The 14,754-nt window shown below is 47.1% G+C and carries 12 protein-coding genes; 7 read left to right on the plus strand and 5 right to left on the minus strand.

Going from position 1 to position 14,754, the window contains the following annotated elements; all coding sequences use genetic code 11:
• Positions 1–24: 24 nt before the first annotated feature.
• Entirely contained in the window at positions 25–579 is a 555-nt protein-coding gene (locus ASG16_RS11720) for a hypothetical protein (RefSeq protein ID WP_056490654.1), read from the minus strand.
• A gap of 223 nt (positions 580–802) precedes the next feature.
• Here ASG16_RS11720 and ASG16_RS11725 point away from each other — a divergent pair, with 223 nt between their 5' ends.
• Positions 803–2,434 carry a peptide ABC transporter substrate-binding protein gene (locus tag ASG16_RS11725; protein WP_056490657.1) on the plus strand — a complete coding sequence of 544 codons (1,632 nt, stop codon included), beginning with the start codon at positions 803–805 and terminating at the stop codon, positions 2,432–2,434.
• Between the two features lie 351 nt (positions 2,435–2,785).
• On the opposite strand, the gene ASG16_RS11735 is transcribed toward ASG16_RS11725, so the two are convergent.
• From ASG16_RS11735 to ASG16_RS11750, 3 genes are all read right to left on the minus strand, one after another.
• Positions 2,786–4,171 carry an L-cystine transporter gene (locus ASG16_RS11735; protein ID WP_056490660.1) on the minus strand — a complete coding sequence of 462 codons (1,386 nt, stop codon included), beginning with the start codon at positions 4,169–4,171 and terminating at the stop codon, positions 2,786–2,788.
• A gap of 714 nt (positions 4,172–4,885) precedes the next feature.
• Entirely contained in the window at positions 4,886–5,134 is a 249-nt protein-coding gene (locus ASG16_RS11745) for a hypothetical protein (RefSeq protein WP_056490663.1), read from the minus strand.
• Between the two features lie 108 nt (positions 5,135–5,242).
• The gene (locus tag ASG16_RS11750) at positions 5,243–6,040 is read right to left on the minus strand and encodes a carbon-nitrogen hydrolase family protein (RefSeq protein WP_048031240.1); all 798 of its coding nucleotides are present in this window, start codon (positions 6,038–6,040) and stop codon (positions 5,243–5,245) included.
• A gap of 169 nt (positions 6,041–6,209) precedes the next feature.
• Between ASG16_RS11750 and ASG16_RS11755 the strand changes: the two genes are divergently transcribed.
• The 5 genes from ASG16_RS11755 (at position 6,210) to ASG16_RS11775 (ending at position 12,838) form a co-directional block, all read left to right on the plus strand.
• Positions 6,210–7,673: a sensor histidine kinase gene (locus ASG16_RS11755; RefSeq protein WP_056490666.1), complete on the plus strand. Its 1,464-nt coding sequence runs from the start codon at positions 6,210–6,212 to the stop codon at positions 7,671–7,673.
• A 15-nt stretch (positions 7,674–7,688) separates the two neighbouring features.
• Positions 7,689–8,384 (plus strand): response regulator transcription factor, encoded by a 696-nt coding sequence (locus ASG16_RS11760; protein ID WP_048031238.1) that lies wholly within the window; start codon positions 7,689–7,691, stop codon positions 8,382–8,384.
• 327 nt (positions 8,385–8,711) lie between these two features.
• Positions 8,712–10,184, plus strand: coding sequence for an S-layer homology domain-containing protein (locus ASG16_RS11765; RefSeq protein WP_056490669.1), 1,473 nt, complete (start codon positions 8,712–8,714; stop codon positions 10,182–10,184).
• Between the two features lie 100 nt (positions 10,185–10,284).
• The gene (locus tag ASG16_RS11770) at positions 10,285–10,950 is read left to right on the plus strand and encodes an ankyrin repeat domain-containing protein (protein ID WP_056490827.1); all 666 of its coding nucleotides are present in this window, start codon (positions 10,285–10,287) and stop codon (positions 10,948–10,950) included.
• A 178-nt stretch (positions 10,951–11,128) separates the two neighbouring features.
• Positions 11,129–12,838: a hypothetical protein gene (locus ASG16_RS11775; RefSeq protein ID WP_056490672.1), complete on the plus strand. Its 1,710-nt coding sequence runs from the start codon at positions 11,129–11,131 to the stop codon at positions 12,836–12,838.
• 502 nt (positions 12,839–13,340) lie between these two features.
• Here ASG16_RS11775 and speD read toward each other — a convergent pair.
• Positions 13,341–14,150 carry an adenosylmethionine decarboxylase gene (gene speD / locus ASG16_RS11780; protein WP_056490675.1) on the minus strand — a complete coding sequence of 270 codons (810 nt, stop codon included), beginning with the start codon at positions 14,148–14,150 and terminating at the stop codon, positions 13,341–13,343.
• Positions 14,151–14,354: 204 nt separating this feature from the next.
• Here speD and ASG16_RS11785 point away from each other — a divergent pair, with 204 nt between their 5' ends.
• Positions 14,355–14,708 (plus strand): DUF805 domain-containing protein, encoded by a 354-nt coding sequence (locus tag ASG16_RS11785; protein ID WP_056490678.1) that lies wholly within the window; start codon positions 14,355–14,357, stop codon positions 14,706–14,708.
• Positions 14,709–14,754: the final 46 nt, after the last annotated feature.

Consider the following 14,754-nt stretch of genomic DNA (forward strand, 5'->3'; position numbering starts at 1 on the left):
GTTCTTTCTCTATGTTTTATCCGACTAATAGCGATTCAAGTTTTTAATGTACTTGCCAGCAGCCACTTGTCCCTCGTAAACCCATCCTGGTGGAACAGGTGAATATTTGCTTACTAATAATACGGTTCCATAAGGAGCTCCAACGACATTCATAATCGTTTTGCTATCATAATTTTCTCGCGATACAACCCATCCAGTTGGAATCGGGGAGAATTTAGTTACATTGAACTCCGTACGATAAGTTGCTCCTATTACATATTTGATCACCCGACCAGCTACTTCATCTCTTAAAACGACCCATCCCGCTGGAACGGGAGAATATTTGCTAACTCGTAATTCCTCACCATAGGGAGCACCTGCTGTATTTTTAATGAGCTTGGAGCCTAGATCTTCACGAATGACGACCCAACCTGCTGGGACAGCAGCAGATTTTCGAATCCACTCCTCATCTGAACTCCATCTGGCAGAAGCCAATGAAGGTTCTTTATGCCCACCAACACTATTGGCTTGAATCGGAGACGTTAACACTGCAGAAAATACGGCTACACTTAATGCTGAAAAAACCATTTTCTTGAACATAGTGATTCCCACCTCTCCTATCATTAATAACTACCAGAATATACCATATTTTAAAAAATGAGTAAATTTTTGAGAAAAGTCAATTAATTTTACACCACTATTCCTATCTATCAATGACCTAAGTAAATATTTTTTATCGAGAAACTAAAAAAATTCCTTTGCTATCGAAAACACAAGCAAATATTCTGAATATACGTTTTCTATCATTTTTAAGGGGGTATTTATGAAAAAGGGACTGGCAATTGCAACCTGTCTTACCTTGCTTTTCGGGGTACTAGCGGGGTGCTCGAACTCTTCCGCACCCGCTGAACCCACAGGCTCCACTACACCTACAGAAGCAACAAAAACAGAGCCGATGGTGTTAAAATGGAGCATTAACAGTGAGCCGCCTTCGATGGACCCTGGGATCGCCGTCGACGCGGATTCGTTTGACATGATTTACGCTGCCTTTGAAGGTTTGACCAGCTATGACACGAATGGACAACTCGTCAATGCTACGGCTGAGAGCTTCACCAACTCGCCGGATTACATGAACTACACCTTCAAAATTCGCAAGGACGCCAAATGGAGCAACGGAGATCCTGTCACCGCCCATGATTTCGTCTATGCGATCAAGCGCAACCTCGATCCGAAAACAGCGTCCGAGTACGCCTACCAGCTTTATTACATTAAAGGAGGAGAGGAGTACAATACGGGGAAAGGCAAAGCAGAAGACGTAGGTGTTAAGGCTGTAGACGACTACACCGTGGAATTCAACCTGAAGTCACCGACTCCATTTTTCCGTGAGCTAACCTTCTTCCCTACCCTCTTCCCGTTGCATCAAAAAACGCTGGAAGGAAACCCGAAATGGGCGGATGAAGCGAAAACAATCGTAGGAAATGGTCCATTCATCATGGATACGTGGGAGCACAAAAGCAGAATCGTCTTTACGAAAAACCCGAACTACTGGGATCGCAACAACGTCAAGCTCGACCGGATTGAAATCGCTATGATCGAGGACAACAATACAGCGTTCTCGATGTTCGAAAATGGCGACATTGACTGGGGCGGCTATCCTGCCTCAACACTTCCGACCGACGCAATCCCTACACTCAAAGATGCAGGCAAGCTAATGGTCGCGGATAATCCCGGCACTCAATCCGTTGTTTTTAATACAAACAAACCACCATTCAACAACAAAAAAATTCGCCAAGCCTTCGCTTATGCCATCAACCGTCAGGAAATCATCGACAATATTTTGCAGACGGGTGTGCCGGCCGCCTATGGTTGGGTACCGACTTCCATGGGATTAAAACCAGACGGCTACTTTAAAGAAGACCAGGCGAAAGCAAAAGCACTGCTGGAAGAAGGTATGAAGGAGCTCGGACTCTCGACCTTCCCGACCGTTACCTACACCTTTGACTCGAATGATACCAACAAAAAGCTGGCAGAAGCCCTGCAAGATCAGTGGAAAAAAGCACTCGGCGTCGACGTGAAGCTGTACACGGCAGAGCTGAAGGTGTACCGCGACATGAGATCGCAAGCCAACTTTGACATGATCCGCTTCCAATGGGGCGCAGACTTCAACGACCCGATCAACTTCCTGGAGATGTTCCGCGACAAAACGGGCGGAAATAACCACCCGGATTGGGAAAATGCCACGTTCAAAGAGCTGATCGACAAGAGCTACAACGAGCCTAATCTGGACGAGCGCAAAAAAATCCTGCTAGAAGCGGAAACGATTCTTATGGAGGAAATGCCGCTGGCTCCGATCAACTTCCGTGGAAGCCCTTATGTGAAAAACGACAAGGTGAAGGATTTCATCATCTTCCCGCTGGGGGGCGCGTACTTTAAGTACACCTCGGTTAATCCGTAGGGAAGAAAACCTTATGTTTGTGCGAACATAGTGGTGGGGAAGAGAAAAACGGGCTCCCTTCGTTGGTGGCACGCCAACAAGGAAGCAGGGAAGTCCGTCTACACTCCAAAAAGCGGTACGTCGACCAAAAGCCACCCGATGGGCGGAAGCTTCTCAGGGGAGAGGTTGGTCGACAAGCGTGTACCGCTTTTTTCCGTTTCGACTGGGCAGGCGCGCCAAGGCCTCCGGTCGCTCCGTTTTTCTCTTCCTGTCCGTAGCGTTTTGTATTCACGAGCTTCTTTAAAAATACGTAACCCCAAATAATACAGGCTGTACCTGTCTGGATAGACGGTACAGCCTGTTTTGTTACATTTACACAGTCAGTGTTTTTTGGTCGTTTCCGTGGTAAGCGTTGGTATCCAGTTCTTTTGTCACTCTGCTTGTTAAGAGCCCGGAGGTCATGCTTCCGCTTACGTTTAGCGCTGTGCGGCCCATGTCAATCAACGGCTCAACGGAGATGAGCAGACCGACAATGGCAATCGGCAAATTCATCGTGGACAAGACGAGCAGTGCTGCAAAGGTCGCTCCGCCTCCTACACCTGCAACCCCGAAGGAGCTGAGTGCCACTACTGCGATCAGCGTCAGGATGAACGATGGTGTCAGCGGATCAATTCCCGCGACTGGAGCCACCATGATGGCCAGCATGGCTGGATAAATACCAGCGCAGCCGTTTTGTCCGATGGAGAGTCCAAAGGAGCCTGCGAAGTTGGCAATTCCCTCAGGAACCCCCATGCTTTGTTGCGTTTTTACATTCAGCGGCAATGCGCCCGCGCTCGTACGTGAAGTGAAGGCGAACGTCAGGACAGGGAATGCTTTTTTCACATAGGTGATTGGATTCAATCCTGCAAACGTCAGCAGCAACAGATGAATGATAAACATGATGATCATCGCCACATAGGAAGCGACAACGAACTTGCCCAGCTGCCAGATGGCATTGTAATCACTGGTAGCCGCCACTCTGATCATGATTGCCAGTACACCATATGGCGTCAGGCGCAAGATCAATGTCACGACACGCATAGTAATCGTATGGAATGCGTCCACAATTTTTGCAAACAATTCAGCTTGCTCCGGATTTTTACGTTTTACCCCTAAATACGCAACACCGATAATCGCAGAGAAAATCACGACGGCAATTGTAGAAGTCGCCCGATCTCCAGTCAGATCGAGGAAAGGATTCGCTGGAAGCAGTTCCAGAATTTTGGCTGGCATGCTCAAGTTCTCGATATCACCCAAGCGCTGCTCTACCTGTTCGATTCTAGCGGATTCCGCATCCCCTTGCTGGAATTGTGCCCCGTCGAGATTAAATGCCAAGGTAGTCGAAATCCCGATCGCTGCCGCGACAGCAGTCGTTCCTACCAAAAGTCCGATAATCAGCGTACTAATTTTCCCAATGTTATTGGTTAATTTCATTTTGGTGAAAGCCGATAAAATAGAGATGAATACCAGTGGCATTACGATCATTTGAAGCAGCTTCACATAGCCTTTCCCTACAATGTTGTACCATTCGATGGTGGATTTGAGTACGTCCGATTTGGCTCCGTATACGTATTGCAAAATGAGTCCAAATAAAATCCCGAGTCCAAGACCGACAAATACTCGCTTGGAAAAAGAAATATGCTTCTTTTGCATGGCGTACAATCCAGCAATGAATAAGAGCAACAAAACAATGTTTACGATGATCAATAACGTCGACATATATTCCCCTCCCTTTCGTTTTATGTACCTCTCATTATTGTATTCGGTATAGATATAGTTATATTACCAACAATCCCTACTGGTCAAGTATGAATTGTTTTTGTATTATTCCAAACTGTCTTACATAGCCTTTTAAAAAACTTTGTCCGGCTGCAGTGGTGGGGAGGAAACAGGAGAAAACGCTCAGATGCTAGGGCCACCCCCTGTGGGATTGACTGCACGACTCCATGAAAAAAGCGAAACCGCGTCCAAAGTAGTCCATTCAGGAGGTTTTTGCAGAGGTGGACGCTTAAGAGCGTGTTTCGCTTTTTGCATTGCGTCTCGGTCGGCGTCCCTAAGATCTTCGCTTATTTCTCCTGTTTCCTCTGCGAGCTTTCCCTGTTTAAACGGGCTTTTAGAAATTTAAAAGAATGAAGAAATATCATCAGTTACGACAGAGAAGAATATTTCCAGACGTAGCGACTTGTGGAGTCCTACCGAGCGGAGAAGGGATTTGCGGGCAAAAGAAACGCAACGTGCTCGCGCTACGAAGCGGCTACCACTTTTGCGTTTCCCCGCGAATCCCTTCGGAGCGGGCAGTGCATTCTTCCAGTGGGACGGAGCCTGGAGCCTAGACTGGAAATATTCTTCTCTCCACTACAGCTCAGCATAAAAAAACCAGGAGCCGCCCATTTGGACGATTCCTGGTTAGTTAGTAATACGAAATTGTTTCGCTTATTTCAGTTGCTTCACCACCAAACACCACAACCAAGTGATGACAACCGCACCAATGGCTCCGGCAATAACGTTGAAGCCGGCCCACATCCACAGCCAATCACCCAGTACCAAATCGCCCAGCCAGCTACCCAAAAGAGCAGCAATGAGCGAAGCCCACCAGCCTGATCCTGCCGCTTTTCCTGTACAGATCAAGCTCATTGCCCACCAAACGACCACACCGACGACAGCCCATACGAACCAGAACATTCGTACACACTCCCTCTCTCATGATGGCGACGCTTACATAAGGGCCAAAATAATGACTAGTTATCTGTTACCATCATATTGAACAAAAGAGAAAGTGTGCATAGGCGTTTAATTGGTATACAGTTCTGCTCGGCGGTTGGCTACGCTTGGCAATTTGCCCCGTACTCGTTCAATCCGACTTACATCCAGTTCTGTGATCAATAACGTTTCTTCTTCCCCTGCGCTTGCAATCACGACACCCATCGGATCGACGAACATGCTGCGTCCGGCAAAAATATTTCCAACCTGATCAGCCGCACATACAAACATCGTGTTTTCAATGGCACGCGCACGAACCAGTGTCTCCCAGTGATCCTCTTTCATCGCTCCGGCTACCCAACCTGCTGGCACAAACAAAATATCGGCACCCTGGAGTGCAAACTGTCTCGCGATTTCCGGGAAGCGCACCTCGTAGCAAACCATCAGCCCGATTTTGCCGAATTCCGTTTCCACCACTTGATACGGATTATCCCCAGGCGCGATGAAGTCCGATTCTGTGTAGGAAAAGGCATCGTACAAATGTGTCTTGCGGTACGCATGCAGCAGTTGTCCTTCACGGCCTAGAAAAACAGTCGTATTGTAGGCGCGGTTTTCATCACCCTCGATGGATTCAAACACACCGCAAACCACATAAACGCCATGCTCTGAAGCTAACTCTGCCAATCCGGAAACAAATGGACCATCCAGCTTTTCCGCTACCTCCGCTGGCGTTACTCCCGACTTTGGCGTGGCAGGTGCGCTATACATTTCAGGCAAGATGACAAAATCTGCTCCTGCTGCCTTTGCTTTTGAAATGTAATCGGCTGCTTTTTGCAAATTTTGCGTCTTATCCATCGTCGCTGTCAGTTGTGCAATGGCTACTTTCATGAATATCCCCGTCCTTCCCATTCATACAAAGCTCTCGGTTTCTTACTTGCTAGTATAACTGATTTTGACCGAGTTCCAAGTAATTATGCTTTACCAACTGGACGTCTTGTATATAATGGACTTGTCATCTTGCGTATAAATTTTCACCCCATCGAAAGTAGGTGAGTTCATGTCTATCCGTATCAAGCTGCTGCTCTCTTACACAGGGATGCTAGTCATCAGCTTGCTGACGTTTTTCGTAGCCGCCAGCCTGTTTACGATTGCGGCGACAGGCGATTTCAACAGCTTTCGCGACTTTTATAAAGTGCATTATCAGCTCAATCCGCTGACTGAACAAGAAGAGAATATTTTCCTTGAATTAAAATATCTCGCCAAGAATGAGCCGGATCAATTGCAAAACCAGGAGCTGCTTGCCGATTATGATTTCAAGCTCAAAACGGTACGAGCTGGCCTGTATGTCCGCAGAGAGAGCAATCAAGTCTTTACCTCCCCAACCATCAATCAGCCCGAGCTGGAAAATAGCTTGCCGCCCTACGACTTGAACAACAACCAGATTCGCAACACGTTCAACATCGGCGAAAGATTTTATGCGTATGCCAAGTTTGACTTCAAGTTTTCAGATGGCGCAAAAGGCAGTGTCTTTGTAATCCGCGAGCGCAGTCCATTTGGTGAAGTTATCCGCAAACTGCTGCCGATGCTCGTGTTCCTCCTCCTCGGCGTCATTGTCATCGCAAACGTCTTGTTGTACCGCTGGATTACTCGCAGCGTCGTCAAGCCGCTCGATTTACTGCGCAATTCAGCCGAGAACATCAAGGAAGGCAATCTGGACTTTGAGCTCCATCTACAAACGAAGGACGAGATTGGACAACTGAACGAAGCGTTCGAGAACATGCGCAAACGATTGCAGGAATCAGTGCGGCTTCGCCTTGAGGATGAAGAAAGTCGCAAAGAGTTGATCTCCAACATCTCGCATGATTTGCGTACACCGATTACCAATATCAAGGGCTACATCGAGGGAATCCGCGATGGCGTAGCTGATACCCCGGAGAAAATGGACAAATACGTGAACATCATTTACTCCAAAGCAGTAGACCTCGACTTGCTCGTCGATGAGCTGTTTCTCTACTCCAAGCTCGATCTGAAGCAAGTGCCCTTTACGTTTGAACATGTAGATATCGTGCAGTTTTTGGATGACTGCATCGACGAGCTGCACTACGATCTGGAAAAGAAGGGTATCACAATTCAGTGGAATCAGCGCACAGCAGAAGACACCCTGGTCATCGCCGATCTGGAAAAAATCAAGCGCACGGTCTTAAACATCATCGGCAACTCGCAAAAATACATGGATAAACCTGAGAAAATCATCTGCGTCTCGGTTCAAGCGGACGCTCAGTGGGCCACCATTGAAATAAAGGACAACGGCATCGGTATCCCGCAAGAAGCCATTCCTCACCTGTTCGAACGCTTTTATCGAGTGGAGCAATCCCGTAATTCTTCCACGGGTGGTAGCGGCCTCGGACTGTCCATCGCGCGCCAGATCGTCGAGGGTCACGGCGGCAGAATTTGGGTAGAGAGCAAGCAAGGTGTAGGTACCAGCCTGTTCTTTACGTTAAAACGTACCCACAAACAATAGGAGGTGCACATTCCCATGTCTTCACGTATCCTCATCATTGAAGATGAGACGACTATCGCTCAACTGGAGCGGGATTATTTTGAACTGAATGGCTTTCAGGTCGATTTATGCCACTCTGGCAGCGAAGGCTTGCCACTTGCCATCAATGGCGACTACAGTTTGATCATCGTTGATTTGCAGCTTCCTGGTATGGACGGCTTCGAATTGTGCAGCCAGATCAGACAAGTCAAGGAAGTGCCGATCCTGATCGTCTCCGCCAAAAAAGAAGAGATCGATAAAATCCGCGCCTTTAATCTCGGTGCCGATGACTATATTACAAAGCCGTTTAGCCCAAGCGAATTAGTAGCCAGAGCCAAAGCCCATCTGACGAGATACGAGCGTTTGACAGCCCGACAACCTCAACCAACGAACGCAGAGATTCACATTCGCGGTCTCGTCATCGACAAAGTTTCAAGAAGAGTGTATGTACGCAATCAGGAAGTCATTTTCACGACAAGAGAATTCAATCTGCTTGAATTTTTAGCGACTCACCCGAATCGGGTTTTTAACAAAAACGAGCTGTTCGAACGAATCTGGGGCATGGATTCCAGCGGAGATATCGCGACCGTTACGGTGCACATTCGCAAGCTGCGTGAAAAAATCGAAGTCGATCCATCCAATCCACAGTATATCGAAACAGTCTGGGGTGCTGGTTACCGATTTACTGTCTAAGCGTGAATACCATGATCATGACAAAGCCTTCAGCGAAAACGAGGACGGATTTTCCGCTCTACGTCAAAGCTGGAGGCTTTTTTTTACGTGTAAGAAAGTTTAATCACTTCCCGTTTCAAAGCGTCATTGCTTAAACTTTCTGGAGCGCATAATGACTTTCCGCTAAAGCGCGGTCGCTCCTCCATGTCCAGGCTTCGATAGAGGTCATTTTATCTTTTTTTAAGAACTTTTTTAGATTCTATTAATCTCTTGTTTCTTGGCAGTTTAGGTCTCTCGACTATCCTACAAGTAATCAAGCAACAACCGACTCTAAAGGAGGACCAACCGATGAGAAAGTTTTCCAATAAAATCGCAATCATGATGCTGGCAACTGTTTTGGGTACAGCATCCCTTCCTTACGCTGTACTGAATGTGCAAGCAGCTTCCACTCCCCTGAGTGCACAAGAAGTTCAAAAAGCGGTTAGTGAGCTCGCCAAGCTGCAAGTGATGCAAAGCAACTCTAACACTCACAATCAAGTTACGCGCGCTGAACTGGCAAAAATGGTCTCGCACACATTTGGTTTGCAAGGCGGCAAAACAGATAAATCCGTAACCTTCACGGATGTGAAAACAAATGATTGGTTCTACAAATACGCAGTTGACCTGGTATCTCTTGATATTATGCAAGCAAAAGATGGCAAGTTCGATCCGCGTGGAACTGTGACGGATGCTGAGCTCACTCAAGTCGTTGCAAAAGCACTCAAGCGCGATGCGAAGTCCGTTAACTACTGGGCTGAACGCTTCTTCTCGGCAGACAGCACCGCTACTCGCGGCGAAGCTGCTTATCTGTTGAATACGGCTCGTCAGGCAATGCCTTCTGACAAAGCAAGCATCACGAATGTACAAGCCTTGAATGAAATCACGTTGATTGTGACCTTCGACGCTCCGTTAACCGCAGAAAACGAAGCATTTGCCAAAGCAAAAGAAGACTTTGTCTTCAGCGAAGGTCTGACACTGACCAACATGCCACGTCTGAAAACAGGTTCTACCAATACTTACATCGTGCCGACCTCGGTTCAAAAGCCAGGAACTACCTACACCCTGACATACAAAGGGAAAAAGGCGGGTACATTCCAAGGTAATGCAACCAAGATCGACATGACGGAAGTACGCCAAGTAACAAACGACACGTTTGAAGTGGAATCCTTGCGTGAAAATGGTGTCCTTGATTACGGATATATCATCTCTGCCTACAGCGGCGGACGCGGTGCAAATGCATTGGTGCTGGATCAAAACAACAGTGCAGACGGCAAAACGTATCAAATCATTCCTTCCATGCAAGCAAGACAAGTGACCATTACACCGGAAGGCGGACAACCAATCGTAGCGAAATACGTGCCTTTCACACAATCAACAGACGGCAAGCAAGAAATTAAATTCCGTCTCCCAGAAGGCCAAGTCCTGACTCCGGGTGTTACGTACACCATCACGTCAGACTGGGCGAATATCGCGAAGCCTACCTTCACCGCAAAAGAAATCGCTCCGCTCGAAATCAGCGAAGCCAAAGCAGCTAGTGAAACTTCTATCACCGTTACCCTGACAGAGGACCCGGGAGACGAGCTGTTCTCCGGACGCAGCGTAGAACTTACTAGTGCAGATGGAGAAAAACTGCTGGCGACGTACAAATATTCCAGCCGCAAAGGTACCACAGGCGTGTTTGACATCCAGCAAGATGGTAAACTGAAAGCAGGTACCACATACACGGTAACACCTGTCGGCGATTGGGCTGGCAAATCTTCTGCCGAGCTGACAGTCGACTAGTTTTTGTGTGATGCAGGTATCCAAATCAAAAGAAAGGTGTGGGCTCGCTGTGCTGTATGCAGGTCTTTTGACCGCCGTCATTATTCTGACTGGGTGTGAGATGAATTGGAATACCCTCTTGACGAGTGGCGAGCAGCAAGCAACCCAGGCGGTGAAAGTTGAAATGGATAAGCTGAATCAAGCCTTATTGACAGCAACCAGTCAAGGAGACAAAGCAGCGATTGAGAAGCTGCTTGCAGAAGGCGCGGATATTGACGCTACCGATAGTAGAGGCCGCACCTCTGCGATGATCGCGGTCCACTCTACTCAACTCGACGTTTTCAACTTGTTGGTTGAACGAGGAGCTAACATCAACATCCGAGACAACAACTTAGACAATCCCCTGCTCTTCGCAAGCGCAGCAGGCCAGCTCGCATTCGTAAAAGCCTCGATAGCAGCAGGTGCCGACACTACCATTACGAACCGTTTTGGCGGAACGGCCTTGATTCCTGCGGCTGATCGTGGACATGTCGAGATCGTCAAGGAACTGCTCACCACCTCTGATGTCAACATTGATCACGTCAACAGATTGGGCTGGACCGCTCTCTTAGAAGCAGTGATTTTGGGCGATGGTGGCAAGAAGCATCAGGAAATCGTGAAGCTCCTGATCGAGCACAATGCCAATGTCAATCTCGCTGATAACGATGGTGTGACGCCTCTCGGGCATGCGAAGAAGCATGGCTACAAAGAAATGATTGAAATGCTCACGCAAGCTGGCGGAAAATAAGAAAATACCTAATTGAAAAAGGATAGGATCGTCAGTACTCTCTGACCCCTATCCTTTTTCTTATTTTCTAGACCAAAAGACCCCGAAAAACTCAAAACTTTTTCTATATTCAGGCGTCAATTACTAGTGGACTATTCCATTATACCTATACCATTTTGATGATTGGAGCCTGTTTTACATGACCGTCAGCTCGTATACATCTATTCTGGAAACGGACAAACGAATCCGAAAAGCTTCTCCTAACCTTGAACCCAAGGTGGAGATGTACAAGCTCTTTCTTGCTTCTACAGACGCTATTGAAATCCACATGAATAACCTGACGCATCCTTTGACTACCATCAGAATCTATGACATCCATCGGACAAAACTCGCAGAAGCTGAATATAGTCCGAACGCCCCGATCATCCTTCCCTTTTTTCCGGAGGAAGATGGTCTATACTACGTGCAACTGACGATTGGACCTGATCCAGACCCTCAGCACACCTATCAACTGCACGTGGATAAGTACAAACGCCTATCGGGGATCATCAATCAATCGGAGGAATTTCCCGCAGAAAATGGTCCGTACATGATCGGACCAGACGATGTCATCATAGCTGCTGGGACTTCAATCTGCTTTGAAGCAGGTACATCCATCAACGTACGCTGCCAAAACAAGATCGTCGTCCAAAACGGTGCCTCCATTTCTTTTCGCGGGGAATCAGACAAACCTGTCGTCGTCATCGGCGCCATTGACGATACAACCGCGCACCGTTGGAATCAGCTCGTGTTATCTCCCTTGGCTGAGGCAAGCTTCCAGCACATCATTGTGCAATACGACAACGACGAAGACGGCGTGGACTTCCTGACCTCAGCAGCCCCTTTCGTGGCGATCGCCTCATCCGTTGAAGAATTCGAGTCAACCGTTGCCAAAACGAACTATGTGGAGCGGGCCGCAGTCGTATCTCCCTCTTCTCGCCTGGACTTCATCAAAACTTGGTTTCAACAGTCCAGCCCGTATCGCTTCCATATTTTTGGAGACTTCTTGCCTGAGCTTTATTTCGGCATTGATGTCACCACCTTTGCACGATGGGAAACGGATACCAAGCGGATTAATGAAGAACGCGTAGAAGCTGGTGAAATCAACTACTGGGATTTTGTTAACGGCAACTTCACTGCCGATTTGATAGAGGCTACGTATCTGTTTGCCAATAATGAGAGCAGCCCGGAGCTGCGAATCCAACGATTGATTGATTTTCTGATCATCGCGCAAAAATGGAGAAGAAAACACGGGTGCTTCAGCTTGTTCGACATGCTCGATCCGTTCCATGATCACGACGAGGAATTTTACAAAACGTTCGAACAGATGTCGTCCGCCTTCTGGCTCGCGCACAATACATCCATTATTCACTGGGATACTCTTTCACGAGAACTCGGCATTTGGCAAAAAGAAAGTTTCTTCGAACGGCAATTTATCAACTCTGTCATGATTCGCCTGCACTTCGCAGCCGATCTGCCGTTCTCCCTCCCGGGGTATGGAAACAACATTCCACCTGTCGGCTTTCTCGGTATTTCCATTCATTTTGGGCCGTTCCGCTATCCAGAGGATTATCCAGCACCCGAGCCTGAATTCGGCGTCAATTACGGGGAACTCTCTACAGCTACCTATGTGAAATTTATGTTCGAATCGTTGCTCAATGGCAAAACGAATCCCGTCTACACATGGTGGATACCTACGCAAGCGGATAAGGAGCTGTTTCGAACCTTGCAGGAGAAGGGCATCTCGCTGGATTCCCCTCCAGAAGATTGGGACCGCGAATTCGTGCAGCCTGCTAGAAAAACGCTAGAGGAGATTCGGGCATTCTACCTTAATCCTACTGCAAATGAAAGGTTTACCTCCAACTGTTGAGGTCGGGAGAAGCCATGCCACATGTTTTCCAGTCGCCTATATCCTCTCTTCGTTCGGGCGGTCTCCTTCCAAACATGTGACATGACTTTCGAACAGCAGATGATTATTTCGGGGGTTAGAGCTTTTTTTCAGTTAGGTCTGGAAGTCTTTTGAGGTAGATGATCCTTTGCTTCATCTTCTGGTGTAATCTGTAGAAATTATTTCGATTTTAGACATCTCGATTCATATTTCAGAGCTTCTTAAGCTGCGTAGAAAGAAGCGCATTTCCAGTCCAAGCGCCTCTGGAGCCCTACTTAGCTCTGGAATGAATGGCGGGGAATTTCAGCTTCACTTATGAGATACTTCCTCGAAACTGTCTACGTTTGAAGCGCTCCCGCCATTCATTCTGGAGCGGACAGTCAATCCCCCTTGCGGGGCGGAGGCCGAAGCGTAGACTGGAAATGCGCTTCTTTCCCCCACTACAGCTACGAAAAAAGCCTCCCCAAGTAGGAAGGCTTACTCTTTAATTCACAAAATTTTTCCCATAGTAAATCTCGTCCATCTCTATTTGCAATTGTTTCGCAATATCCTCCTGCTCCTCCGGTGTCAGCTTATCCTTCGTGTATCCGAACAAATAATTGTTCAGATCAAACTCCCTTCGCTTGCACTTGGTATGAAAAATATTATCTTGGTACACATTCACATCAATCATGTGGAACAATTCCTTAATTTCCTCGGGAATATAATTTTGGATCGAGCTGATGTCGTGATCGATAAACAGCTTGTATCCATGTATGTCCCGGGTAAAACCGCGTACCTTGTAATCAATTGTCATCAGGTCTGTATCAAACGAACGAATTAAATAATTGAGTGCTTTGAGCGGAGAAATTTCGCCACAAGTCGACACGTCGATATCGGCCCGGAATGTACTGATGCCCTCCGTTGGATGGTACTCTGGATACGTATGTACCGTAATATGACTCTTGTCCAATTGCAGCACCACATTTTCAGGCAAAGGTCCGGGGGATTCCTCATAAGATTCAGTAGGGACTTCTACGACAGGACCCTCGGATACAAGAACAGTGACGCTCGCTCCTTGTGGTACATAATCTTGTTGGGCGACATTCAGTATATGTGCGCCGATAATATCCGACACGTTTTTTAGGATATTCGTCAAACGCTCTGCATTGTATTGTTCATCTATGTATTCGATATACGCTTCCCGTTCGGCTTTTGTTTTCGTGTAGCAGATGTCGTACATATTGAAGCTGAGTGACTTGGTCAAATTGTTGAAGCCATGCAGCGTAACGTTTTGTTCTGTTTTTTGTTCCAAGCGTCATTTCCCCCTGTGGTAGCATCCAAAACTCGTTCGTCTTACTTTTTCCTCCACCTCGCTCATAAATACCCGTTACTTTTGTCCTACCTAAAAATGATTCAATAGCATTAGGAAAACTTGACAGAATCTGGTTCTAATCCCCTGGGTTTAATGATAAAATATCGAAGTGTGTCAAATTTTAGAAGAAAGGGGGAAATTATCATGCATTGGTATACAAGCGTATTGAAGAAATACGTCGCATTTGAAGGAAGAGCTAGACGTCAAGAATATTGGATGTTCACTTTGTTCAACATCATCGTATCTCTGGTAATTGCTCTCGTAGACTATTTAATTGGTACAGGATCTATTTTGGGCATGATCTATTCATTAGCTGTTTTACTGCCTAGTTTGAGCGTAACTGCACGCCGATTGCACGATACCGGAAGAAGCGGTTGGTGGATTCTTATCTCGTTTATTCCTTTTATCGGTGCAATTATTTTGCTCGTATTCTTGTGCCAAGACAGCCAAGGAGACAACAAATACGGTGCGAATCCAAAAACTTCGAACTCCTTCTAATGTCTCCATCGCCTCTCCCCAAAGGGAGAGGTTTTTTATTTTTGGT

The sequence above is a fragment of the Brevibacillus sp. Leaf182 genome (genome assembly GCF_001423865.2).
Classification (GTDB): Bacteria; Bacillota; Bacilli; order Brevibacillales; family Brevibacillaceae; genus Brevibacillus; species Brevibacillus brevis_C.